Origin of the sequence: Roseivirga pacifica, assembly GCF_900111145.1 — a bacterium.
GTDB classification, from domain to species: Bacteria; Bacteroidota; Bacteroidia; order Cytophagales; family Cyclobacteriaceae; genus Roseivirga; species Roseivirga pacifica.
Genome location: NZ_FOIR01000005.1, coordinates 111,572 through 136,748, shown reverse-complemented (window position 1 = coordinate 136,748; position 25,177 = coordinate 111,572). Strand labels below are relative to the sequence as shown.

Annotated in this window: 27 protein-coding genes; 19 read left to right on the top strand and 8 right to left on the bottom strand. The window is 42.6% G+C overall.

Annotation, left to right across the window (positions count from 1 at the left end; translation table 11 throughout):
- The first annotated feature begins 21 nt into the window (after positions 1 to 21).
- The 15 genes from BMW98_RS19335 to BMW98_RS19265 all read left to right on the top strand — a co-directional run bounded on the left by BMW98_RS19335 (position 22) and on the right by BMW98_RS19265 (position 14,047).
- Entirely contained in the window at positions 22 to 282 is a 261-nt protein-coding gene (locus BMW98_RS19335; protein WP_090260989.1) for a hypothetical protein, read from the top strand.
- Positions 282 to 563: a hypothetical protein gene (locus BMW98_RS19330; RefSeq protein ID WP_090260987.1), complete on the top strand. Its 282-nt coding sequence runs from the start codon at positions 282 to 284 to the stop codon at positions 561 to 563. The genes BMW98_RS19335 and BMW98_RS19330 overlap by 1 nt, the downstream gene beginning before the upstream one ends.
- 8 nt (positions 564 to 571) lie before the next feature.
- A complete protein-coding gene (locus tag BMW98_RS19325; RefSeq protein ID WP_090260985.1) occupies positions 572 to 2,623 on the top strand; it encodes a PepSY-associated TM helix domain-containing protein in 2,052 nt (683 codons plus the stop codon).
- A gap of 154 nt (positions 2,624 to 2,777) precedes the next feature.
- The gene (locus BMW98_RS19320; protein WP_090260983.1) at positions 2,778 to 3,410 is read left to right on the top strand and encodes a response regulator transcription factor; all 633 of its coding nucleotides are present in this window, start codon (positions 2,778 to 2,780) and stop codon (positions 3,408 to 3,410) included.
- Between the two features lie 190 nt (positions 3,411 to 3,600).
- On the top strand, positions 3,601 to 3,933 hold the full coding sequence (locus BMW98_RS19315; protein WP_090260981.1) for a DUF6686 family protein: 333 nt from the start codon (positions 3,601 to 3,603) through the stop codon (positions 3,931 to 3,933).
- Positions 3,930 to 4,259: a DUF6686 family protein gene (locus BMW98_RS19310; protein ID WP_090260979.1), complete on the top strand. Its 330-nt coding sequence runs from the start codon at positions 3,930 to 3,932 to the stop codon at positions 4,257 to 4,259. Before BMW98_RS19315 ends, BMW98_RS19310 begins: the two co-directional genes overlap by 4 nt.
- Positions 4,260 to 4,405: 146 nt before the next feature.
- Complete coding sequence (locus tag BMW98_RS19305) at positions 4,406 to 4,945, top strand: flavodoxin (protein ID WP_170836532.1); 540 nt, start codon at positions 4,406 to 4,408, stop codon at positions 4,943 to 4,945.
- A gap of 148 nt (positions 4,946 to 5,093) precedes the next feature.
- Positions 5,094 to 7,370, top strand: coding sequence for a TonB-dependent receptor (locus BMW98_RS19300; protein WP_090260977.1), 2,277 nt, complete (start codon positions 5,094 to 5,096; stop codon positions 7,368 to 7,370).
- Complete coding sequence (locus BMW98_RS19295) at positions 7,367 to 8,458, top strand: HmuY family protein (RefSeq protein WP_090260975.1); 1,092 nt, start codon at positions 7,367 to 7,369, stop codon at positions 8,456 to 8,458. The genes BMW98_RS19300 and BMW98_RS19295 overlap by 4 nt, the downstream gene beginning before the upstream one ends.
- Before the next feature lie 183 nt (positions 8,459 to 8,641).
- On the top strand, positions 8,642 to 9,460 hold the full coding sequence (locus tag BMW98_RS19290; protein ID WP_162844622.1) for a heme/hemin ABC transporter substrate-binding protein: 819 nt from the start codon (positions 8,642 to 8,644) through the stop codon (positions 9,458 to 9,460).
- A 2-nt stretch (positions 9,461 to 9,462) separates the two neighbouring features.
- Complete coding sequence (locus BMW98_RS19285; protein WP_245733653.1) at positions 9,463 to 10,536, top strand: FecCD family ABC transporter permease; 1,074 nt, start codon at positions 9,463 to 9,465, stop codon at positions 10,534 to 10,536.
- Positions 10,536 to 11,351, top strand: a complete 816-nt coding sequence (locus tag BMW98_RS19280) for a heme ABC transporter ATP-binding protein (RefSeq protein ID WP_090260971.1) — start codon at positions 10,536 to 10,538, stop codon at positions 11,349 to 11,351. The genes BMW98_RS19285 and BMW98_RS19280 overlap by 1 nt, the downstream gene beginning before the upstream one ends.
- Complete coding sequence (locus BMW98_RS19275) at positions 11,344 to 12,402, top strand: hemin-degrading factor (protein ID WP_245733652.1); 1,059 nt, start codon at positions 11,344 to 11,346, stop codon at positions 12,400 to 12,402. Before BMW98_RS19280 ends, BMW98_RS19275 begins: the two co-directional genes overlap by 8 nt.
- Complete coding sequence (locus BMW98_RS19270; protein WP_245733651.1) at positions 12,372 to 13,304, top strand: ChaN family lipoprotein; 933 nt, start codon at positions 12,372 to 12,374, stop codon at positions 13,302 to 13,304. The genes BMW98_RS19275 and BMW98_RS19270 overlap by 31 nt, the downstream gene beginning before the upstream one ends.
- A 179-nt stretch (positions 13,305 to 13,483) precedes the next feature.
- Positions 13,484 to 14,047, top strand: coding sequence for a hypothetical protein (locus tag BMW98_RS19265; RefSeq protein ID WP_090260967.1), 564 nt, complete (start codon positions 13,484 to 13,486; stop codon positions 14,045 to 14,047).
- A 39-nt stretch (positions 14,048 to 14,086) separates the two neighbouring features.
- Here the strand turns inward: BMW98_RS19265 and BMW98_RS19260 are convergent, their stop codons facing one another.
- Positions 14,087 to 14,908: a purine-nucleoside phosphorylase gene (locus BMW98_RS19260; RefSeq protein WP_090260965.1), complete on the bottom strand. Its 822-nt coding sequence runs from the start codon at positions 14,906 to 14,908 to the stop codon at positions 14,087 to 14,089.
- Positions 14,909 to 15,026: 118 nt separating this feature from the next.
- Here BMW98_RS19260 and BMW98_RS19255 point away from each other — a divergent pair, with 118 nt between their 5' ends.
- Complete coding sequence (locus BMW98_RS19255) at positions 15,027 to 15,782, top strand: SDR family oxidoreductase (RefSeq protein WP_338060846.1); 756 nt, start codon at positions 15,027 to 15,029, stop codon at positions 15,780 to 15,782.
- Positions 15,783 to 16,007: 225 nt separating this feature from the next.
- Here the strand turns inward: BMW98_RS19255 and BMW98_RS19250 are convergent, their stop codons facing one another.
- From BMW98_RS19250 to BMW98_RS19225, 6 genes are all read right to left on the bottom strand, one after another.
- Positions 16,008 to 16,859, bottom strand: a complete 852-nt coding sequence (locus BMW98_RS19250) for a hypothetical protein (protein ID WP_139177707.1) — start codon at positions 16,857 to 16,859, stop codon at positions 16,008 to 16,010.
- Positions 16,860 to 16,936: 77 nt separating this feature from the next.
- Complete coding sequence (locus tag BMW98_RS19245; protein WP_245733650.1) at positions 16,937 to 17,413, bottom strand: VOC family protein; 477 nt, start codon at positions 17,411 to 17,413, stop codon at positions 16,937 to 16,939.
- A gap of 76 nt (positions 17,414 to 17,489) precedes the next feature.
- Positions 17,490 to 18,353, bottom strand: coding sequence for an AraC family transcriptional regulator (locus BMW98_RS19240; protein WP_245733649.1), 864 nt, complete (start codon positions 18,351 to 18,353; stop codon positions 17,490 to 17,492).
- The gene (locus BMW98_RS19235; protein WP_090260959.1) at positions 18,319 to 19,560 is read right to left on the bottom strand and encodes a restriction endonuclease; all 1,242 of its coding nucleotides are present in this window, start codon (positions 19,558 to 19,560) and stop codon (positions 18,319 to 18,321) included. Before BMW98_RS19235 ends, BMW98_RS19240 begins: the two co-directional genes overlap by 35 nt.
- Positions 19,561 to 19,917: 357 nt before the next feature.
- A complete protein-coding gene (locus BMW98_RS19230; RefSeq protein ID WP_090260957.1) occupies positions 19,918 to 20,229 on the bottom strand; it encodes a hypothetical protein in 312 nt (103 codons plus the stop codon).
- Positions 20,230 to 20,344: 115 nt separating this feature from the next.
- Entirely contained in the window at positions 20,345 to 20,668 is a 324-nt protein-coding gene (locus BMW98_RS19225; RefSeq protein WP_090260955.1) for a hypothetical protein, read from the bottom strand.
- Between the two features lie 347 nt (positions 20,669 to 21,015).
- Here BMW98_RS19225 and gldA point away from each other — a divergent pair, with 347 nt between their 5' ends.
- The 3 genes from gldA to BMW98_RS19210 are packed head-to-tail and all read left to right on the top strand — an operon-like array spanning position 21,016 to position 24,811.
- Positions 21,016 to 21,912 (top strand): gliding motility-associated ABC transporter ATP-binding subunit GldA, encoded by an 897-nt coding sequence (gene gldA, locus BMW98_RS19220; RefSeq protein WP_090260953.1) that lies wholly within the window; start codon positions 21,016 to 21,018, stop codon positions 21,910 to 21,912.
- Between the two features lies 1 nt (position 21,913).
- On the top strand, positions 21,914 to 24,316 hold the full coding sequence (gene gldG / locus BMW98_RS19215; protein ID WP_090260952.1) for a gliding motility-associated ABC transporter substrate-binding protein GldG: 2,403 nt from the start codon (positions 21,914 to 21,916) through the stop codon (positions 24,314 to 24,316).
- Positions 24,317 to 24,343: 27 nt separating this feature from the next.
- Entirely contained in the window at positions 24,344 to 24,811 is a 468-nt protein-coding gene (locus BMW98_RS19210) for an SAM-dependent methyltransferase (protein ID WP_090260951.1), read from the top strand.
- Positions 24,812 to 24,859: 48 nt separating this feature from the next.
- On the opposite strand, the gene BMW98_RS19205 is transcribed toward BMW98_RS19210, so the two are convergent.
- Entirely contained in the window at positions 24,860 to 25,177 is a 318-nt protein-coding gene (locus BMW98_RS19205) for a rhodanese-like domain-containing protein (protein WP_090260949.1), read from the bottom strand.

Below are 25,177 nucleotides of genomic sequence, written 5' to 3'. Positions count from 1 at the left end.
CTGTACAGTACCTCCCAAAAAATGCAGGCTGTTAATGCCGAATTTCAGACACTTTCTGTACAGCAGTTAAAAGTGCGAAAGCTCGTAGGTTTGGTGCTTTTAGTTGCCTCCTACATTGCATTGGGGATTTATGCAGGATATGCAGCCGCAGCCATTTATTTCATATTGGTGGTAACGCTAGCTTTTTCTTTACTCATACTGCTGTACCCGCTAAGGGTGGTGAATAAGCTTGGGCTCTTAATTGTAATGATCGTTTCACTCGCCATTGAATTTCTTATCTAATGCCAGCGAATCCGAAATACTTATCGTCAGGCACGCAGCGTGCCGCAAAAATTACTGCCGGCTTAATTGGTGGCTATTTGCTATCGGCCATGTTCCACTATGTACTGGGCTTGGTGTTCGAAAACAAAGCTGCCGTAGTGGTCACGTCAGTGTACACACTTTATATGCTTTGGATGGTACTTTTCATTATTCCATTTATGATGAAAAGCGGAGGCAAGGCTTGGACTTACTACCTCGTTGCCATCGTTCTACTTGCTGTAATCGCCTATCTAATCCGATAAACTGAGTTATGAGTTCTGAATCGAAAAGAAATTATCACGTATTCTTTCACCTGCATACGGTATCGGGTATTGTTATTAGTACTGTTTTGTTTGTCATCTTCTTTTGTGGTGCTTTTGCCTTAATAAAGGATGAAATCACTGCATGGGAAAAGGGCGACAAAGTAAATGTGGAAGAGGCGCTCGACATTGACTATGATCGAGCCATTGAAGCCATAAAGGCCGAAGATTATGAGTTGTATGGCCGTGACCTGCGCATTTTGGTGCCCGATGCCAAGCAGGAGATTTACTTTCAGTTGAGTGAATCCCAAGATACTATTAAGGCTCCAAACAAAGAGGGTAAACTTTACTACTTCTTTATAGACGCGCACGACTATACTTGGTCTGAATACTACTCTTTCTATAGTATTGGTGAGTTGGTTTATCGCCTGCACTTCTTCTCACAAATTCCTTATGTGGGCATCTACATTGCTGGTTTTGTAGCTTTCTTCTTTCTGTTGGCCATTGTTACCGGTGTTATTGTTCACTGGAAAAAGATCGTTTCCAACTTCTATGTTTTTCGCCCTAAAGCCAAGGCCAAAACCATTTGGACGGACGCCCACACAGCTTTGGGTATGATTGGCTTGCCATTTCAGTTCGTGTTCGCAGTAACGAGCTGCTTTCTCTGCATGTCAATATTTGTATTGGTGCCGGGCAGCCTAGTTTATAATGGTGACCAAACTAAACTTATTGAAGAGGTTCGTCCTATGATGAAGACTTATGAACTGGGGCAACCAACGGAATCCATAGGCAGCTTAAATGGCTTTATGGAAGATGTGCAAGGCAGATGGGAAGGCTTTACGCCAGTGCAGGTTTACGTCCGCAATTATGGAACAGACAATATGATGTTCCAAGTGGATGGGATGGTAATGAACCAGAAGAAATTTGTAGCGCATGGCCGCGCCATTTATGATGTTGCTAGCCGCGAGCTAATCGCAGAAAAGCTACCAGAAGAGCCAAACTATCTGGAAGGTGTAGAAGCAACAGTTCGTGCGCTGCACTTTGGCGATTGGGGTGGTTACCCGCTCAAAATGGTGTATTTCATTTTGGCGCTTATCACCTGTTTTGTCATCATTAGTGGCGTGTTAATTTGGCTGAATGCCCGCGAGAAAAAGACTATTCCGGCAAGTCAAAGGCTTTTCAACCGAAAAGTTGGGCACTCATTTATAGCCATCTGTATGTCGATTTATCCGGTAACGGCTTTCGCCATGATTGTTGCGCGCATGCTACCGCGTAGCATGGATGTTAGCCGACAAAGCTTGCTCTATCTGGCCTTTTTTATTGTAGGAATTATCGTAACGCTGTTCTTCCGCTTTAAGCGAAATAACTACTTCACTACAAAATACACTTTGCTATCTGGAGCAGTGTTGGGGCTACTTATTCCTATTGTAAACGGATTGATTTCCGGCAACTGGGTTTGGACCATGATTACTCAAAATCAGGTGGAAATTGCTTTGGTAGATCTCACCTGGATTGGCATGAGCACCATTGCACTTTTCACCCTAACAAAAATTAAAAAGCGTGAGCCGCTTTCTCCTACCCATGAGGAGCTGCTGGCACAGCAAAAAGAAGAATTTACCACTGAATTAACATCACAAACTGAAACAGAAAAACCAATGAAATATAAAATCGCAATACTCTGGCTGGCTAGTGCCATTGGCTACATACTACACGGCATGTATGGGCTTTATGGTGTGTACTACAATGAAACTATGGTAATGGATGACGCAACTGGGCACGTACCATTGTCGCACCACTTGTGGCGAGTAGGGCTCGAAGGTTTTGCCTTCCTATTCTCGGTACTTTGCCTTGAAGTGAAGGTGCGTTGGTTCTATTGGACTGCCTTTACTTGGGCCATTTTACAAGGGTTATTCAATGTTTATCACCTGCTTACCGCGCTGATGTATGAAGCCTCAAACGTTTCTGAAATCGTGGCCTTGGCTGTTATGGTACTAATCAGCATCTTCCTTATCAAGGCTTTTCGCCAGTGGAATAAGGAGCTGATTGTGGGGATTGAAAAGTAGGGATTTAATGTGGAAGCGAGACGCTTCAACTCGTGAGGAAAGTGGCCTCGGTTACTAATAATGCAGCCCTTTTAGCAAACAATTACACAAAAGGGCTGCATGCTTAATATTAATCGCTTATGTTTGCATTGTTTTTAACCAGTCTAAATAAATATTGTCTAAGAAGGCAGCCATTTACGATCCACAATTCCTTTCCGGTGAGGGTATGCGGTTTATTCTGCAGAATGCCGAGCTGTTTGGTGAGATTGTAAGGCTAGACACCAAGCGCCAGCTCAAAGAGCAACTTGAGCAGATAAAGCCGGATTTTTTGGTGCTTGACTATGCCAATACCTCTTTTGTACCACACGAAATGCTAAGACTGGTACTAAAACAACTTCCAAAACTGAAGGTGCTAGTAGCCACTAATGACCGCGAACCACAGCAAATGCGGGCATTGCTTAAGTCGGGTATTAAAGGAATTGTTACCAAAAACTGCTCTGAACAAGAGATCTCTTTGGCCATTCACAATATCAACGATGGTGGCAAATTCTTCTGTCCTTCCACAATGGACATAATTACCCAAACGGAGATTAACCAAACCTTGGAGTTGAGCCACCGTGAAATGCAGATCGTGCAGTTGATCGGAAAAGGACTTGCCTCCGAAGCGATTGCCCAGGAGTTAAAGTTGAGCCTGCATACCGTTAATTCGCATCGTAAAAACATCCTTAAAAAGTTACAGCTAAAGAGTCCTACCGAATTAATCATCTATGCTGTAGAAAAGGGATGGATTGATTTGAAGAATGTTTAACGGCTAACCGCCTTCCATTTTTCTCTTTCCCAATTACCTAATTTACCATTCCCTATTACTTTACTACTACTCCTATCCCTACTACTAGTGATACCTTTTCCCTAGCAATAGCCATTGCGGGCGGCACTTTCCATTTCTACCTTTGAACTGTTTAGAATGATTCTAAATAAAAATTCAAAAGCGAAAAGATATGTGTGCATGCCAACCAGTATCCCTAGTAGAAAGCGATTACATCAACATTTCTATGTGCCTAGGTTGTAAACGGGTTGGGCTGCACTACAAGAATATCTTATGTGGATTTGAATACTACGATTACGAGCAGTTTAACGAGTCGGTGCAGCGAATTAGCTTCGAAAAGCATGCTACAGAATTTTGTGGCCAACCGCGCCATGTAATCCTCAGCACTTGCCACACCGATATTCAATTCTGCTTTACCAAAACGGAATTTAAATTTTTCAAAGAAGCACTAAACGAAGGCGCATTAATGCTGGAAGTGCAAAAAGCCATAACCAACGGATTATGAGTCACCAACACATCAATCAGGTAATTATCTCTGAAGATGGAGCCTACATTACCAAGTGCCCCAACTGCGAGCACTTTAACCTTTACTTCGGTATGGCGCACCTCACTTTTAGCAATAAGCAGCTGAGGCAGTTTTTAAAAACACTGATGAAAGTGCGTGCAAAGGATTATTACCAAACACAAGATGGAAAAATGAAGGTGGGCATTGGCGTTGGCAGTAGCAATATGCAGCTGTGTTTACTAAAAACAGAGTTGAACCTATTGGCCAGCATAGTGCAGCGAACTATTCTGGTTGAAACGGCACATTCTATAATTAAGAATAATTGAAAAAGATAAAGTCCTTGGGTATACAGGCATACTACATCTTCGGTTGATCAAAAAAAGAGGACAGTTCCCCCAAGGCACAAATTAACCCCTAAACCCAGAAGGAGAGCAAAACGAAAGCTTGCTCTCCTTCACTAACAACAAACAAAATGATTACAGCAACAATAGGCCTATTTTATGGCTCAGATACAGGAGCGACAGAATACGCGGCAGAATTAATAGAAACAGCCTTTGAGGTAGCAAACATTGAAAAGCACGATGTACACAAAGTCAGTGCAGCGGATTTTGCATCGTACGATAGAATAATCCTTGGCCTTTCCACATGGTTCGATGGAGACTTGCAAAGCGACTGGGAAGGCTTTTTCGATGAATTTAAAACCATTGACTTTACGGGCAAGAAAGTGGCCATCTTCGGTTTGGGAGACCAAATGGGCTATGGCGAATTCTTTATTGATGGCGTTGGCATCCTCGGTCAGGAGGTGGTGAACAATGGTGGTGAAGTTATTGGCGTATGGTCTACTGAAGGCTACGATTATGATGAGTCTGTAGCTGAGTTTGAGCCAGGCTGGTTTATGGGCTTGGCCTTAGATGAAGACAACCAACGCGACATGACGGAAAGCAGAATAGCCCAATGGGTAGCGCAGCTTGTGGAAGAGTTTGAACTCGAGGCTGTTGGGTCAACAACATAAATAACTCAAAATGAACAACATGCACTCACTATTTCTAGTGATTCCATTTCACTATACCTAGTGAGTGCAAACCACTACAACTAGCTATTTCCAATCACCTCAACGTCAAGTACTTTTGCAATTATTAAGAATTAGTCTAAATAAAGAGATGGCTAACCGTTTAACCTGTCTGATAATCGCCTCTATATTGTTGCCATTTATGGCCTCTGGCCAGTCTGTCACTTTCTATTCTTCGGAAGACAACATTAACATTCCAGGAGTAGCGGTTCAAATTTCTACGGTCAAGGGCAAAACCATCAAATCTGGTATTACAGATGCAAGCGGTCAGTTTTCACTTAAGGGAGTCGACTTTCCTGCAGTGCTTAAAACACAGCACCTCAGCTTTTCCCCAATTATCGACACACTATACCAGCGCACGGACTACCGCTTTGCCCTAACACCAACCATTACCGATCTAGACGAGGTGGTTGTTACTGGGCAGTTTTCTCCTCAGTCAGTTAAGAATTCTGTGTTTAGGGTGCAAACCATTAATGCAGAACAAATAGAGAGAAGGGGAGCGATCACTTTGCAAGAAGCTCTGCAAAGTCAGCTAAACATTCGCCTTTCCAACGACTTGGCCATTGGAAGCACTACTGTAAGCCTTCAAGGCATTTCGAGCCAGAATGTAAAAATATTGATTGATGGTGTGCCATTGGTAAACCGAAACGGAAATGGTAACGGGGCGGATCTTAGCCAAATTAACCTACAACAGATTGAGCGAATTGAAATTGTTGAGGGCCCAATGGCTGTAAACTATGGCGCCAATGCTTTGGCAGGGGTAATCAACCTGATTACTAAAAAGGAATTTAAAAACCGTACAGAGATTAGTGCCAACCTACAATCTGAAACTGCCGGGGATGAGATTGGTCCTGATGCCGGTAGACATATTCAATCCGTAGGCATAAACCACCGCATTAGCGACCGATGGAGTGCCATGGTAAGTGGTTTGCACAACGATTTTCAGGGCTATCAAGGCAGTGCGACTGGTCGTACTTACGAGTGGAATCCAAAAGACCAATGGACTGGCACCGGGCTGCTAAAATACGACACCGAAAATTTTAGCGCTTTCTATAGAATTGATGTCCTAAGCGAGCTTATTGAGTCGTTTGGCCGCCAGCAAGACAACTATACAAACGAAGGCGAATACCAACCTTTTGCCATTGACGAAGAGTATAAAAGCAAGCGTTTTTCACACCAAGTACAAGCGGAGGGAAAGACTAACTTTTTAGACCGTTACAATCTGTTTGCATCATTTTCGGACTTTGAAAGAAAGAGCAGTCAGTTTGCGAATAATCTGGTGACGGACGAGCGTACCTTAACCACTGGAGAAGGCGATCAAGATACGAGCACCTACCAAGTTTGGGAGCTAGGCGGTGCGGGTTACCTTAAACCAGTGGATAACCTATCGCTACAATTGGGTTACCAAGTAAGCCTTGAAAGCGTAGGCGGTGGCCGTATTGCCGATGGTGACCAAAGCAACGAAGAGTACGCAGTTTACACTTCAGCCGAGTGGGAACTGAATCGTTTTACCCTTCGCCCAGGCTTGCGCTATACAGTGAATAACAACTACGGGAATCAGCTATTACCAGCAATGCAGTTGAAGTATGGCTTGGGAGAAAACGCCAATGTGCGCCTTTCTTATGGCAGAGGTTTCCGTTCACCATCAGTTCGCGAGCTATATTTTGAGTTTGTAGATTCTAACCACCGCATTTTTGGTAACCCAGATTTACAGCCCGAAAAGTCGAATCACTTTGGCGTGAATTTTATCAATCAATACAAGCTTTCTGGCCAAAATGTAAGTTCAGATCTCAACTTCTTCTTCAACGATATTACGGATCAGATATCTATAGCACAAGATCCAGCTAATGTATCGAACACAACTTATGTAAACATTAACCGCTACAAGACTTTGGGTGGAACGCTCAGTCAAAAGGCCACCTTCAATAAGTTGAGCGTAAGCCTTGGCCTTTCTTACATAGGCCGATATAATCAGATTAACGAAGGGGCCAGCGACCTTGATGAGTACTTCTTCTCCCCAGAGGTAAGTAGTAACATAAGCTATCAGTTTACCAAGCTCAATACATCGGTTAACCTGTTTTACAAGTACACCGGAGCGCTGCAATCGTACTTTGCAACCACCAACGACCAAGGCGAAGAGACCATTAGCATTGGTGAGATTGAAGGCTACAGTTGGTTAGATGCAACAGTGACCAAAGGCATAGGGCAACATTTTGAACTAATGCTTGGAGCACGCAATGTATTCAACATTCAAAGGGTAAATAATTCAGGCGTATCGGGCGGAGCTCACTCTGGTGGATCATCCGTGCCGATAGCTTTCGGAAGATCATATTTTGTAAAACTAAGCTATAATCTAAATCTAAAATGATAACTAAAAGCACATTGAAACTATGGGCAGCGGTAGCTGTTCTAGGCTTTGCATCAGCTTGTTCTGATGATGACGGACCAATTGAGGAACCAGCAGCAGCGGGCGCAGTAGTGGCTCCAGCAGTAGGTGGCCCAGACCAACCAAACCAAGTATTTGTAGACCTTTCTGCTGAAGAAACCTACGTGGTAGAGCGTAACGGCTGGGACCTAGGTTTTTATAGTGGTAGCGAATACCGTGTAATCATAAACAACCCAACCTCTGCATTTGCCAGAGCAATTGACAAAACAGATTTAACCACAGTAACTGCTGAAGATACTGTAGGAATGGGCGCTCAGCTCGATATTAATGCCATTTTCGGTACTTTGTTTGGTCCTCAGGTGCCTGAGTGGGTGAGCGAGGCTACCACTTGGATGGACGCACCTAATGGAGATATTAGTCAAACTGCTATTGCTGCGGTAAGTGCTACCGAAAGCCAAAACCAAGTGTACATTCTTAATAGAGGAAATAACCCTGACGGTTCTAACCGTGGTTGGGTTAAGTTGAGAGTGTTGCAAAATGGCAACGGCTATACTTTGCGCTACGCGGAAATAGCTTCTGAAACTTACCAAGAGATCAACATTTCAAAAGATACTGAGTATGACTTTGTATCAATCGATCTTGATAATGGTGCTGAGGTTTCATTCCCTAAAAAGAACAATTGGGATATTATGTTCTCGGTTTGGACAAACGTAATTCCATTCAGTGCAACTACTTCAATCCCTTATTCTTACAAAGATTTTGTGATTTCGAATACAGCTAGAGTTGAAGTGGCTGTGGTTGAAGTGGCAGGTGATGTTACTTACGATAGCTTCGATTTCACTGGTGTTGGTTCATTAACCTTTACTAACGACTACGATGCAATTGGTAGTGGCTGGAGAACAACTTCTTCTCCTGGTTCTGATCAAGGACCAGGCGTGGTTGACACCCAATTCTATGTGATTAAAGATACAGGTGATAATTACTACAAATTGAAATTTACAAGACTTGTTGACCCAGTAAGTGGAGAGCGTGGTAACGCGCAGTTCCAATACGATTTGCTGGTTCAATAAGACAAGTTTGTTGTTTATCACGGACGGTTTGTTCTAACAAACCCTATAAGAGGGGTCAGCAGGGCTCCTCTTATTAAAAAACCAAATAAACCTTAGTTAGCAAGTTTAGCAGTAGAGGCAGAGTAATTGGAAATAGTTTGCACAATCATCTCCTCTACTTGCTTTAAACGAATGTTGAAAATCATGAGACTTACATTAATCACTCTTCTACTTGTTGCAACCTTTACTATTAAGGCCCAAAAAATAGTAACCGCTGGCAGCTCTGCCACCGAAATTGTTTGCAGCCTAGGCCTTTGCGACAATATTATTGCAACAGATCGCACATCAACTTTCCCACCTCATATGCAAGTTTTGCCATCAATTGGCTACCGAACAGGAATTACTGCCGAAGGCATAATTGCCATGGCACCAGACTTTGTGGTGCTAGAAAAAGACTATGTAAAGCCAGTTGTAGTAGAACAGCTTCAGTCGGCTAAAATCAAGATTGTGGAGGTAGAAAACTTGCACAACTTTGAAAACACACTCCAAAGAATTCAAACCATTGCCACTGCTTTAAACAAGGCTACCGAAGGCAAAGAGCTAATTGCTGAATTAAAGCAAGGCCAAGTGGCCCTAGCGCAAAAAGTAGCTGCGGCTAAAGAGCAACCTACCATACTTTGCGTGTTCAATCGTGGTGTTGGTAATATGATGGTAGCCGGCAAAACAACTGGTTTCGACATTGTTAATCTGGCGGGTTTAGCCAGTGCTACACCAACTATTGAAGGTTACAAGCCCCTGAATACTGAGGCGCTAATTACGGCCAACCCAGACTACATTCTGTTTTTCGAAAGTGGGTTGGAAAGCATTGGCGGAAAAGATGCAGCCCTAAAGGTACCTGGCGTTGCGCAGACAACGGCTGGCAAAAAAGGCCAAATAATAGCACTTGATGGTGTCGCCCTAACAAACTGGGGACCTCGAGTAATCGAAACAGCACAAAAACTCTTCGACCTTACGCATAACTAAACATGAGCAAAGCGATACAGTTTACAATGCCCAAAACCTTTAGTGCAAACCAACGCATCGTGTTAATGATGCTCTCGTTGGTAGTGGTGTTTTTTGTATCGCTTAGCGTAGGCGCTGTGGAAATTACGCTCAAAGACAGCGTCAATATTTTTCTGAACGAAATTGGCCTTGGGGCAACAGAGGTGTCCGATGTCAAAACCTTGGTTTTTAAAGATATCCGTCTGCCTCGCCTACTTTTTACTATTTTAATTGGAGCAGCACTTGGTGTTAGCGGTGCCGCGTTGCAAGGGCTCTTTAGAAATCCGCTGGTGGAACCAGGAATTATTGGTGTCTCAAGCGGAGCTGCACTCGGTGCCATAGCTGTTATTATGGGCATGGAATCCATTTTTGGTTCGGTGCCAGAGCACTACAAGCAATATTTGCTACCTCCATTTGCCTTCTTGGGTGGGGTAATTGCCACGTTTACAACCCTAAAGCTGGGTAAGTACAAAGGCAAAGTCAGGGTTACTATTCTTATTTTGGCCGGTGTAGCCATTACCGCACTTACAAGCGCCATTATTGGCTTGGGCATTTTCTATTCAGACGAGCAGCAGCTGCGCGCTTTTACCTTCTGGACCCTAGGCGACTTAAGTGTAGCCACGTGGACAAAAGTTTACATCATAGTTATTCCTGTAATTGTCACCGTAGCAGGGCTAATGTATCACGCCCGTTCTTTAAATGCCTTAGCCTTAGGTGAGTCCGAGGCGTATCATTCTGGCGTTAATGTGGAACGACTAAAAAACATTACTATCTTATTAAGTGCATTGGCTGTTGGTACAGCTGTAGCCTTTGCAGGTATTATTGGTTTCCTAGGCCTGGTTATTCCGCACATTATCCGAATGACCATCTCTAGCGACCATAGAGTTGTTATTCCCGGTTCGGCCATTGGTGGCGCATTGCTGCTTATTCTGGCCGATATACTTGCTCGAACGGTTGTGGCTCCTGCCGAATTACCAATTGGTATAATTACCGCCACGGTTGGCACTCCGTTCTTCATTTACCTACTCACTGTAGCCAAACGCAAAAACCTAATCTGATGCTAAGAAGTGAAAACATTGCATATCAAGTCGGCAAAAAGCCCATATTAAAAGGGTGTAGCCTAACCGTAAACCCGGGAGAGTTTACCGCTATAGTAGGACCAAACGGAGCAGGTAAAAGCACCTTTTTAAAGGTGTTAGCGAAAGAAATTAAGGCGCAGAAAGGGAATGTAAATTTTAATGGCTGCGACATTCAGGAGCTAAATAGCGAGGAGCTTTCGAAAATAAGGGCTGTAATGCCGCAGCATACCAACATTAGCTTTCCTTTTAGCATAGAGCAGATCATTGAGATTGGTCGCTTTCCGCACAAAACTTCCAAAAAGGAAAATGATGATATTATCGAATCTGTAATTAAGCACAACAAACTAGAAGCATATCGAGGTCGCTTATATCAAACTCTATCTGGTGGCGAACAGCAACGTGTTCAACTTGCCAGAATAATGGCGCAGGTATGGGATAAGTCGGCTTTTCCAAAATACCTTTTGCTCGATGAGCCAACTTCCGATTTGGACATTCTGCATCAACACACACTATTAAACACCGCCAAAGAAATGTGCGAACAGAACATGGCGGTTTTGGCCATTTTGCACGATTTGAATTTAGCCGCACAGTATGCCAGCCACATTGTGCTAATGAAAAATGGAGAGATCTATAAGCAAGGCTTAAGTGAAGAGGTGCTTACTAAACAAAACATAGAACATGTTTTTGAGCACCCGGTAGAGCTTTTGAAAGAGCCAAACACTGGTAGAACAGTGATTATTTCAATACCGAAATCCGTAAGAAACGAAACATATAAACAACAGAATTATGCCTGATACCATGCAAGCAACAGCTGGTTCCCTGCTCGAAGCATACCAGAATTTTAAAGAAGAAAACCCAAAAGTAAGAATTAGAGATGCGGCTAAGCAGCTTGGTGTAAGCGAAGCCGAACTTTTGGCAACAGGAATTGGCAACGACACAGTAAGACTACAAGGCCCTTGGGACGACTTGTTGAAGCGATTCAAATCGCTTGGACATGTAATGAGCCTTACCCGTAACGATGCCTGCGTGCTTGAGCACAAGGGTACTTTTGAAAAAATAGGCACTTTTGGTGCTGGTAATCACCACATGGCTACGGTAATTGGACCGATTGAAAGCCGCGTGTTTTTCAAAAATTGGGGGCATGCCTTTGCGCATACTTTAGACAAAGGCGACCGTGTAATGCACAGCATTCAGGTGTTTGATGCTGCCGGAGATGCCATTACAAAAGTGTACTTGCAAGCCGATGGCGACTTTGATGCCTACGAGCAGCTGATCGAAGACTTTAAAGCAGAAGATCAGTCTACCGAAGTTACCGTTACTCCGTACGAGCCGATAAGCTACGCTACTGATGTAAACAAAGAGGAGCTTTTAAAGGCTTGGGCAGAAATGGAAGACACACATGATTTCTTCCCTATGCTAAGAAAGTTCAATGCCGAAAGGTTGAACGCTCTAGAATTGGCCGAAGGTAAGTTCACTAGAAAACTATCTGTAAATGTGGTGCCGAGCATTCTTAGCGAGGCTTCAGAAACACAATTGCCGATTATGATCTTTGCTGGTAACCATGGTAACCTGCAGATACATCAAGATGTGGTGAACAAAATTGTGCCGCTAGACAGAGGCGAGCAACAATGGATCAATGTAATGGATCCGAACTTTAACCTGCACCTAAGAACAGACATGATTGCCAGCGCTTGGGCGGTAGAAAAGCCAACCAAAGATGGCATAGTAACCTCTGTAGAAGTGTTTGGTGAAGACAGAGAAATAATAGCGCAGTTCTTTGGCCTAAGAAAGCCAGGACAAACTGAATTGACAGAATGGAAAGCACTAGTAGCGAACTTAAAGTGAAGTTAAGAAAGCCCTTTTGGGCACTATTTTTTGGTATGAGGGTGGCAATTGCCACTCTCTTCTTGTTTGTCAGTTTTGCGGCTATGGCCCAAAAACACCCCGCCTACACACTATACAATAGTAAGGGCAAAAAGGTGTCGTTTAAAAAGATGGTGCGCAAGCTTGAAAAGGCCGATGTAGTCTTTCTGGGTGAATCGCACAATAATCCAATTTCGCACTGGTTACAACTAGAGATTGCTCAGAAGTTGGACGAAACCAAGAACATCACCATTGGGGCAGAAATGTTTGAAAGAGACAACGAAGAGGCACTTCAGGCGTATATGAGTGGCACTATTGATGCCCAGAAATTGGACTCTATTGCCCGACTATGGAAGAATTTTACCACTGATTATAAACCACTAGTAGATTACGCCCGCGCCCATGACATTCGTTACGTCTCTACTAACATACCCCGAAGGTACGCTTCGCAGGTTTATAGAGAAGGTTTAGGAAGTTTGGAGGAACTTACTGCCGAAGAAAAATCTTGGATAGCCCCTTTGCCCATTGCTTTTGATGCCGAATTACCCGGTTACCAAAACATGTTAGGCATGATGGAAGGGCACGCTGCACCTACTTTTCCCATGGCGCAAGCCATTAAAGATGCCACCATGGCCCACTTTATTTTGGCTAATTACACTGAAGGGGAATTATTCATTCATTTAAATGGTTCTTATCATTCGGATAATCATGGAACGATTAGAGGTGAAGGCATTGTTTGGTACTTGAAAAAAGAAAGACCAGACTTGGAACACTTAACGGTTACAACCGTAAGCCAAAAGGACGTGTCCAAACTAGAGAAGGAATATGCGGGAAGAGCAGATTTTATAATCTGCGTGCCAGAGAACATGACCAAGACTTATTAACCACACAATTTTAAGAAATCAAAAGCATTCACTCAGATGGGGTGAATAACAAGGATTAGTAAAAACTTTTCCGTGCAATCGAGGCCTCACCCAAGCGGTGGGGCTTTTTTATATCCAACGGTATAACCGCTTAACTGCTAATATGAATAGCATTAGCCATGGCTTTGTATATTGCATCAATGAGCAAAAATAAGCCAACACTCGATAGCCAAGCTTACATAACCTTGGCCTATCTAACCACTGTTGCCGTAGGCATGATGTTCGACTACAAGTACTATAGCAACTTCTCTATTAACATTTTTGAGTATGCTGATATATTGGACTTTCTGTTGGCTCCAGTAAAGAATATTCAGCTTACCCTATTTGCTTTTGGGTCATTCGCTTTGGTTTGGATATTCTTTTGGTTCGATAAGATTTGGCAAGACAAGTGGCCGAAAACTTACAAAACATTCAACTTTGGTATAAGCAAAGAAAGAATGGAGCGCTACCGTCCGTTTATTTTCGGCTTTTCAATGATAGCTTACCTTATTCTTGCCTCTACATTTTATGGCGAAAGAATGTATAAGGAGTATCAAGAAGCGCCCGAAACTATTGAAGTGGTGTTTCAGTCAGATCAGCGTGCTATCCAAGGTCATTTAATCGGCAAAAACAGCGACTATATTTTTCTTGAAACAGAAGACAAGGTAATAAAAGCCATTCCTGTTTCGTCCGATGTTCAGGAGATTATTATTCATCGGCCTTAACCTGAGAGACTGGATTAAACCTGTTTGCTGATAACCAAGCTACTGTCTACTAATAAGCTCTTTGATAATCTTTGTCATGCCTTTTTCGGCTTTGGCTGCGGCCGCCAATATTTTGCTAATTTCCACTTTCTCCAAATGGTCTGGGTCGCACAGATCGGTAATGGCCGAAATGGCAAAAACCGGCAAATCCATGTGGCGGGCAACAATCACCTCAGGTACGGTTGACATACCCACAGCATCGGCACCAATGCGGGCAATGTAGCGGTACTCTGCACGGGTTTCTAGGTTTGGTCCACTCACTCCAGCATAAACGCCTTCATGGCAAGGGATCCCGTTGACCTTGGCTATTTCAAGGGCTTCATCAATCATTTTACGCTCGTACGGTTCGCTCATATCTGGAAAACGACCGCCAAATTCGTCCATGTTTTTGCCAGTAAGCGGATTCTCTTTTGTTAGGTCTATGTGATCCTCTATAATCATAAGGTCGGCCACATTAAAGTCCATATTAACGCCACCAGCTGCGTTAGAAATAAAGAGTTTTTTAATGCCTAAAAGCTTCATTACGCGAACTGGGAAGGTAACATCTTTCATGTCGTAGCCTTCATAATAATGGAAGCGACCTTGCATGGCCACCACTTTCTTGCCAGAAAGCTCTCCGAAAATAAGTTTGCCTTTATGGCTTTCAACAGTCGACACAGGGAAGTTCGGAAGGTCCTCGTAGGCCAACTCGTGTTCAATGGTTATATCATCGACCAATGCTCCAAGACCAGTGCCCAGAATAATGCCGTATGCTGGCTTAGGGCTGTTCAATTCTGCATTGATATAAGCTACTGTGTGATGTACTTTTTCGGAATATGTCATGCGTAAATGAGTTTGCCCTAAGATAGATGTCCACGTTGTATTCTGCTAGAAAAATGTATGTAAGGTGGGCGTTTTAACCGGCTGGGTAAGCTGAGCGAGTATTAACAAAACTGATCTATTGGAAATCTTACAGTCATATATGTTCGGTTCGGAACCATTCAGACGCTTATCTGTTTTACCAAACATGGACATTAAAGGAAAACTTGCAATAGTTACCGGTGTGAGCAAAGGCATCGGGTTAGAAACAGTGAAGTTGTTGCTACAAGAAGGTGCAATTGTAGCCGGTTGGGGCAGAACTTCAGCCGATATAGATCACGAAAATTATCACTTCTTTAAAACGGATGTTAGCAACTGGGATCAGGTGCAGGCATCTTTCAAAGCCACAAAGGAAAAGCTAGGCAAAACCTCGATTTTGGTGAATAATGCAGGAATGGGTTACCAAGGCCTAATTCACGAAATGGATGTGGAGGAATGGAAATATATGTTCGATTTGAACGTGCATGGACTGTTTTACTGCATTAAGCAAGTGGTGCCAGATATGATTGAAATGGAAGAAGGACATATTGTTAACCTATCTTCGATTGCCGGAACCAACGGTGTGAAAACCATGAGCGGTTACGTTGGTACTAAACATGCGGTAACAGGAATTGGCCACTCAATTTTTCAAGAATTGAGAGATCATGGCATAAAGGTAACCACTGTTTATCCAGGCAGTACAAACACTAATTTCTTCGATAGCATTGAGTTTGCGAATGCCAATGAAAACATGATGCGCCCGCAAGATATTGCCCAAAGTATTGTGCAGTCGGTGCAAACTCACGCCAACTACCATGTGGTAGATTTGGAGGTAAGGCCACTAAAGCCAAAAGGGTAGGTAAGCTTAAGCTTGAAGCGAGAAGCAAGAGAATCGAAGCTAGATGTTAGACTAGATTGGCACCCCTTTAGGGGCTGGGGCATTTTCTCATTTTGAGGCAGCCTCAAACTAGTCTTAGCGTCTCGCCTGCCTGTCTGCAGACAGGCTAAGGCTTACATGAGCTTAATCAAAAAGAGCCAATTCTTTCGAGTTGGCTCTTTTTGATTAAGCTCTTATGTTTCGTTTTTATTTGGCCTTACTCCCAAATGGTGCTCTGCGAACCAAATAGCGAATGGTGCTGTGGTAATTGTCTACGCCAGCCATAAATGGCTCTCTGGCAACTGAGTAAATACTAGTGCCTTGGTCATTGTAAATGTCCATTGTGATTTTTGAGTCGTAAGTGGCAGAAGTGGTAGTACTGCCCGAGCTAAAAGCAGTGCCCTTTTTCTTGTCGTCTTCTTTTTTGGTTTTGTAAGAAGTTACTGACGAACCAGTGGTAAGTGTTCCTGTATTTTCAATATCGTACGAGCCGTAAACTACATGTTCAACACCCAACATTTTGGCCAACTCGCTTGGCAGCATACTTTCAAGGTCTTGAATACTCATACCGCTTTTGGCCAGTGTGGCATTAACCACGCGCGGGTCAATTATCTGAATAGATGGGGCGTCTTCCTTTATGGTGTTGGCACAATCGGCCTGAATTTGTTCGCCAAGGGCTTTTGCATCAATAGAGCCAACATTAGTGATTACTTTAAATGGAAGAATAGCCATTTTGCCTTTGCGAGCGGCCGGGTTGTCTACCGGTTGAGCGTCTGCTGGGGCAGGTAGTTCAGCAGCTTTTTCGTTGATCACTTGCGTTCTGCCACTGGCAAAAACAATTTTATTGATTTCGGAACGCTTAATTTTATACTCCAGTGTCTCACCAGTGTAGGTAAAAGTTACCTCTGTGTCGTTAATGGCAGAAACCTTCCCTTTGCGCTCTTCTCCATTCAGCATTACCACTACATCGGTTGCGTCTTGCGCGTAAGCCGAAAACGAGAGTAAAAGGACAAAACATAAATATAGAAGAGGTGCTTTGAGTCGAATAGCGTTTTTCATGATAGACAGTTTGTTGGTTCATTTAAAAATAACCAATAAAATCCTTTCTACCAGATTGATGCTAAAGAGCAATAGCGCTAATTGGCGGAGTGGAGCCCCAGCTTGTTCCCTTCCGAATCGAGAAATAGGGCGAAGTAGCCACTGTCATCGGCATGCGCTGTTTTAGGAACCAATACTTCTCCACCCTTGCTTGTAACCCTGTCTAGAATAGGCTGAAGGTCATTTCCGGCATTCAGGTAAATAGTGGTTCCTGAAGCTGAAGGCTCATAACCTTCGCTTTTTATGATTACGCCCGTTACCGCTTGGTTTTCATATGGTAAAACACCCATTTCCATTCCGGGCATTTCAAATTTTTCAATTTTGAGGTTGAGCACTTCCTCATAAAAACTAATTGCTCTAGCAATATCTGTTGCAGGAATTTCGAAGATCGATATGTAGCTGTTCATGGCGGTATTGGGTTTTGATGGTTGAATGGAGGCTTTGTTAAAAGGTAGGAAATAGGCCAGCATCCCAATGGCCAGTGCAAGGGTTAATTTGGTGCTTATGGTTTTCATGTAATTCTACTTTGGCTGTTTTATAAGGTCAAAACTAGCCTAGCTGAAAAAGTAAAAATTGTAAAAACGCGACAGCCTAATCTTTGGAGTAGATCAAAGAAGAAAGCATCATTTGGTCATCGCTTAGGTACTCTTTTGGATTGGTGCCTGTAAATTCCTTAAAGTCTTTGATGAAGTGTGCCTGATCGTAGTACTCGCTCTCGTAAGCTACTTGAGTAAGCTTTTGGTTCGTGTTGTTTAAGATGAGTTTTAGCGCGGCTTGTAGCCTGATGATCTTCCCCAGTTGTTTTGGGCTAATACCTACTTGGTTCGAGAATTTGCGCTCCAAGTTTCTACGTTTTGAAGGGGCATCTTTTAAAATGCTGTTAATGGCTTCCTTTCCTTTGGTTTGAGAAAGCACATCTATGGTAGATTTTACTATGGTATCTATTACCGATTGGTCACTGAGTTTTCCCAGTAAGAATTTTTCTAGCACAGCAATTCTTGCCTCGGTATTGGCCGCTTCAATAATGGCTTGTTCTAGTGCCTTGGCTTCTTTTTCATCGAACAGATCAGTAAGCGGAGTGTCCTTATCGGCCAGCTGTCGCAAGGGTTTTGAAATAAAGTTGGCAAAACCATAGGGGTAAAAACGCACTGAAAATGCATTTACATAGCCAGTCGGTTGCACATAGTAAGGCTTGGTAATTTGACCAATCACCATAGCTCGTGGCTGAAGTGCGAAAGTTGATTCTGATGTAAATCGCTTGATGTCATCGCCCAAAATAAAGCACATTTCAATACAGCCATCTGGAATCATGCGCTGTTTTGGTGCCTCCATATCACCGGGTACCTCTAGCGTCCAATAGCAATTAACTAAAGGAGCCAAGTCAGAGTGCGGTTGATAGGTTTGGTAGTTCATTGGGTATTTACTTTCCTCTATAGCCTTCCTCTGTTTTTTCAACCTTGCCAATGTTAATCAACCAAAGTAGTCTAAAGTTGACCTGAGCCAAGGTGCTCCAATTCACATCAAAGTTTTCATTCACGTACTCTAAGATTTCTTGATCAGCTTTTGCTTCGTCACTACTCAAAAGGAATTGATGGATCTCTTTAAAGGCAAGAATGTTACTTGAAACTGTCTCAAAGAGAAACTCTAAATCCTTTTTCTTATGATATTCCTCTCCGGCAATGGTTAGAATGCAATTCCCATCCTTAAAGTCTATGAGTCCCATGTTTTTAGGTACATTTAGATACCCGTTGGCTGTTTTTATAGATGAAACATTGTCGTATGATTTTATAAACCAATCAACCATGTTTTCTCTTGAATTTAGGTTTTGTGAGATTTGATCAAGAAGTTGATTAAGGGTTTGCACATAAGAATAAACCCCGCCTGGGAGAGGCCATATTGAGCGGCTTTTATTCTCACTTCCTTTGATTGTTGAATCATTCAGTTCACTCTCAAAAAGTTCTGAGTCTATTGAGAATACACTTACAATACTCTCTTTGACTCCTACCTTATATTTAAATAATAGATCAATTAGCTTTTGACCATTGACTAAAGCTACAGGCATTTTGTTTGTTGCTTTTGCTTCATTCATGGCGTCTTTAGTAAAGTTCGATGTAGTAATTATTAGCCCTCTTTGGTCTACTTCTGCGCTCCCTCTTAATTGAGTGATATATTTCCCGGAAATATTGTTTCCGGTTTTGTACCTTTTAACCTGAATAACTGTTTTGACATTTGTAAGGCCTCCGACTGTTAAATTACCAGTGACATCAATTCCTTTATCACCACTGCGTTTGGTTACCTCAACTTTTTCATAACCAATTTTCCTCAAAAGCTCGGCTACAAGAAACTCAAACTGAAAAGGGTCCATTTCTTGTATTTTTCTTATCAGCTTTTGTTTCACAAGACTATTTTGGTTTTCAATTGCCAAAAGCGGTGAATTAGCAGATTCTGTTTGCTTTATAAGGGCAAACAGGCCTTTGCCTACCTTTTTAAACTTTCCAGTGTCAGTGTATAGTTGGGCAGCCATAGTGGCTTCAGGTGTTGCTCCTGAGGTTTCTATGAGTTCTTCACTTAAGGCAATTTGAGTAATCTCTTTGGCTGAAAGAGGTTCTTCAGCTTCTTTAAGTATTTTTATTGCTGCATCCTTGAATGATAATCTCTTCATGTTTTTTGATTCCGCACAACTGATTTTAATTCACCGAACATACTCAATTTCACTATGATTGGTTTGATTTTACACTTTCTTTATCTTCCACAATTATGAAAAAGCCACTCTCATTGCTTTCTTTTATACTCCTTATTAATTGTTCCGAAAAAGGGTTAGAAACTATTGAAGTTACTGGTTGAAAAATCTTAGGTATTACTCAGCAATTAGACTAAGGTTTTTGTATGATTTGCTGAGGAAGAAGGTTTAGGGGCTGGCTTTAATGCTCCGTTGAGACTAATTGAGATCTTAGTGAGACGCTAAGACTAAGGGCAATTCTTTTGAATTTACCTATTCTAGTAATTCGTCTAGATTTATTTACATTCCTCTTAAAGTGTCTAGGAAGGTTCCATGTGTTCCAATATCCATTAACTGGTCATTATTTGTCATCATTCCTAGTCCGAATGTACCATCAGATTCGTCAAATGTAATTTTGTAGCCCTTTCTGTCTAAAGTCTCCTCAAAGACAGTCCATAATTGAAATTTGATTGATTCATCTATAGAACTGATATAAGTTTCCTTTTTCGGTTTGATCAAACAATCATTGAGATTAACACCTTGTAGGTCTGTTAAGTCAGAGTGACTTTCTAATTCTTTCTTTATAATCTGTTGTACTTCTTCGCTTGTCATTTTTCAATTGCGCCAAAAGGGTATGCACGCCCCACTCTAGTGTCTGCTATAGTTAATAAAGATTGCGAAAACTATCGTTCTGCATAGTAGCCGAGTGTCGGAATAAGCAAAAAATCTACTCCCAAGGCACGGTAAACTTAATTGTTTCTATTTGGGAGCCACATTTTACATAGATGCCAATGGTGCTTTCCTCAGTTCTTTCTACAAAAAAGCCAGTACTATTGGTGTTTGGTTCTTCAACGCTACTATCGTTTACAATTATTAATTCCATACCTATATATTCTTTGCCTTCATAGGTAATGTTTCCCAATGATTTATAACCACCTTCGCTTGTGTCAAGTCGGAAACCAATATTGGTATAAGTTGAAATAGTAATGGTATATATAAAGTGAGTCTCTTGTTTAAGGCCTACAATTTCGATGTTAAAGTCGTTCGACATGTTTCTTTAGTATTGTTCGTGTTATTTATGGGTTGTGTTAATAATTACTGAACACTGTGACTTTTAAGGGTAGCGTATTGTGTGTCAGTACAGGTCATGAATATAGGCAAAAAGGCTTAAAGTTGGTTTGCTCCTGACTCCTGAAGGGGAAGTTCAGTATCCTCTTCTTAACTGTTTTCCGTTTTCTGATAAGTGTTCCCTGCTCTGACTTCTGTCTTCTGACTCCTGACTTCCGTCTTCCGACTCCCGCCTTCCTTCTTCTAATATCTCTTGGCTAAATACCAACATCTAATATCTAAAACCTATATTTGGCAATTAAGTAAAACCCGAACACGTTCTATTGTTCAATGTCAGTTAGGATTCACCAACTCAGTAAAATCTACGGTACACAAATGGCAGTCGATGCGATTTCTTTCGAAGCCAAAAAAGGGGAGGTGTTAGGCTTTTTAGGGCCTAATGGAGCAGGGAAGTCCACTACCATGAAAATTGCTACAGGTTATTTGCCGCCATCGGAAGGTACGGTAGAATTATGTGGCATTGATGTGATGAAGGATTCGGTGAAAGCCCGAAAGAAAGTAGGTTACTTACCTGAGCACAATCCGCTTTACTTGGAAATGTACGTGCACGAATACCTGCATTTTATGGCTGGTTTGCATGGCATAAAGGGCAATGCGGCCAAGGAGCGTATCGCAGAAATGGTTGCGCTTTGCGGACTTACGCGAGAGCAACATAAAAAGATTGGTGCCCTCTCTAAAGGTTATCGCCAGCGGGTGGGTTTGGCGCAAGCGCTGCTGCACGATCCGGAAGTGCTCATTTTGGATGAGCCAACCACTGGCCTCGATCCGAATCAGTTGGTGGATATTCGGCAGTTGATAAAGACGATTAGCAAGGACAAAACGGTAATTCTTTCTACGCACATTATGCAAGAGGTGAAAGCCATTTGCGATCGTGTGGTCATTATTAACCAAGGCAAATTGGTAGCGAACGATTTGCTTGCGAACATGACAGCCAATAAAACCACCCTAAAAGTGGAGTTTCAAGAAGCTGTTGACGAGGCTGAATTGAAAACCTTTGGTGCAGTTACAAAGAGTGGTCAGGTTTACCATATTAGCACTACTGCAAAGGAGGATTTACGCCCTAAGCTGTTCGATTTGGCTAAGCAAAATAACTGGACTATCCTGAGTCTATCGCAAGAGCAGCAAGACCTAGAAGAAATTTTTCACCAACTAACACAAGCCAAATAGCATGTGGTCGATTTATAAAAGAGAGATACAGCAATTTCTGAATTCGCTCATCGCCTACATTGTCATTGGGGTGTTTCTTACGGGCATTGGTTTGCTTATGTGGGTTTTTCCCGAAACCAGTGTGCTCAATTATGGCTTTGCCGATTTGGAAACGCTCTTTTCGCTAGGGCCTTTTGTGTTTATGTTTCTCATTCCGGCCATTACCATGCGCATGGTGGCGGAAGAAAAGAAGTCAGGTACGATTGAACTGCTGTTGACCAAACCTATAACAGAAGCCCAAATTCTGCTGGGTAAATATTTCGCTGCGGTTACTTTGGTGCTCTTTGCCATATTGCCAACCTTGGTTTATGCCTATTCGGTTTATCAGCTGGGCAATCCTGTGGGTAACCTAGATGTCCCGGGAATTACCGGCTCTTACATTGGTTTGTTGCTGTTGGGTGCTGTGTTTGCGGCCATTGGTTTGGCAGCTTCTACACTCACCGAAAACCAGATTGTAGCTTTTATTTTTGCCGTTTTTCTTTCCTTTTTTCTGTACACAGGGCTGAGCTCTATTTCGGCATTGTTTAGTGGGAATGCTGCGGTTTATATCGAAGACTTGAGTTTGAGTTTTCACTATGAGGCACTAAGCAGAGGACTAATTGATACACGAGATTTAGCCTACTTTTTAAGCACCATTATATTCGTGCTTTTTGTGAGTTACTGGAAGTTGGTGTCGCGAAAGCTGAGTTACAAGCCGGTCAGGGCTAGGCTTATTGAGCATTTTTCAATTGGTCTTTTTATCATTTTGCTCATCAATTTTGTGGCTGCGAATTTCTTTGCCCGTTTCGATTTAACAGCCGATAAGCGATATTCGCTAAAGCCAGCCACTAAGGAATTGCTAAGCCAAATTGACGAACCACTAACGGTTGAAATTCTGATCTCGGGCGATTTGCCTGCTGGCTTTGAGCGCCTGAAAAAGGCCATTGAGCAAACCATTGAGGAGTTTGATATTTATACGCCTGGTGATATTGCCTACTTTCATACCGACCCAAGTGGTGCTGAAACAGTGCAGGAAAGGCAAGAGAATATTACCTATTTAATTCAGCAGGGCTTTGAGCCTACTCAGGTTTTCGATACTGAAAATGGGCGTCAAATTCAGAAAACAGTTTTCCCGTATGTCATTCTGCGTTACGGTCAGCGTGCTGCAGGTGTGCTTATGCTCAAGGGAACTACAGGGGCGAGCTCTCAAGAAAGACTGAACCAATCGATTGAGGGGATTGAGTTTGAGTTGGCAGTAGGCTTACAGCGTATTGCAGGCCTTAATCGCAAAACCATTGGTTTGGTGCAAGGCCACAAGGAGCTCGATTCACTCGATATCGCTGGTTTTTTGGGTGAAATGAGGCAGTATTTCGACTTGGTGAAAACAGATTTGACACAGCCACAGACAATCGCAAGTGTAGATGCGTTGGTGGTTGCGCAGCCAAAAGCTGAATATTCCGTGGAGGAAAAATACGCCCTCGATCAGTACATAATGAGCGGAGGCAAGGTGCTGTTTTTAGTCGATAAGCTTCAGGTTAATATGGGTTTGGCCGGTGGCGAAGGTACTTTTGCGCTACCAATAGATCACGGGCTTGACGATATGCTTTTTCGCTACGGAGTGCGTATTAATGCCGAGTATATTCAGGATATACAGAACTTTGGCCGCTACCCTGTGGTACTCGATAATGCCGAGAACATCATTAATCTGCCGTGGCCATTCTATGCATCGGTGAATGATTTTACCGAGCACCCAATCACTAAAAACTTGGATGCGGTCTATGCACGGTTCTTCAGTACCATGGACACGGTAAAGGCCGATGGTGTGGTCAAAACGCCTTTAATGTTTACTTCACCATATACTCGAATTGTGAATAGTCCGGCAAAGGTTGCTTTTGAAGATTTTGCCAATGAGCCAGATGCTGCTCTTTTCGACCATGGCAAAGAGCCAGTTGCTTATTTATTGGAAGGGGAGTTTACTTCGCTTTTCAAGAACAGGGTTTTACCGAGCAATGCGCAAACGGCATTGAAGGAACAAAGTGAAGAAACTAAGATTGTGGTGGTTTCTGATGGTGATATTATTCGCAACGAAAAGAACTTGCGCACCGGTGCGCCATTTGAATTGGGCTATAACCCTTTTGCCGATCAAGGGGAGAAGTTGAAGTACGCTAATAAGGATTTCTTATTTAACGCTTTAGCTTATTTAGTAGATGAAAACGGGGTGATTACTTCTCGCGCCAAAGATATTACACTAAGGCCGCTGAACAGAGTAAAAGTGAGAGAGGAACGGGTATATTGGCAGATACTTAACCTTGTTGGTCCTTTAGTTTTACTTAGTATTTTCGGGTTGATCAGGGTTTTATGGAGAAAACGTAAGTATCGAGCCTGATTAATCAGGTAATAAGTAAACACACAAATGTATAGAGAACCTTTCGTAAGAACGCCACAAGAGTTGGTGGATACAAAGCTGGAGTTGGCAGAAATAACAGCGGCAGACACTGTAGTAGACTTAGGCTGTGGAGATGCTTTTATGTTGATAGAGGCCTGCCAGCGCTACGGGTGTAAAGCCATAGGTTTAGAGTTAGATGCTGAAGTAATGGCTTTGGCAAAGGCCAATGTTGCAAAGCATAATTTGCAAGAGCAGATTGAGTTGCTTGAAGAGGACTATTATCAGTTCGACTATTCAAGAGGAACAGTGTATTTGATTTACCTTTCGCGTTGGGAGTTAGGAAGGCTTTCGTTGCCGATGGAGAAGTCTGTAAAGCCGGGAACGAGAGTTGTTACACACGATTTTGATATGCCTGCTTGGAAGGAGGCAAAACAGGTGGCTGTTCCGTTGATGGCGGGTGATACAAAGGATGTGTACCTGTATAAAGTGACTTAAGTGGAAGAAAGTGCATAGCTTTTACACTATGCACTAATCTAAGTTTTATTAATACTTCATCATATTCGGATCAATCTCATCGGCCCATGCTAGTATGCCGCCTTTAAGATTGTACAGGTTTTCATATCCGTGATTGGCTTCTAACCAGCTGATGACATCGCCACTGCGTTTGCCACTGCGGCAGTGCACTACCACTTGTTTATCTTTTGAGAATTTCTCTACATTCTGCGGTACAGAATTCATTGGAATAAGCTCCCCATCAATTGCCGCAATTTCGGCTTCGTTTGGTTCGCGTACATCAATCAGTTGAAAATCAGCTCCTTCGTCTTTGAGCTTTTTTAATTCTTTTACGGTAATTTCTTTCAT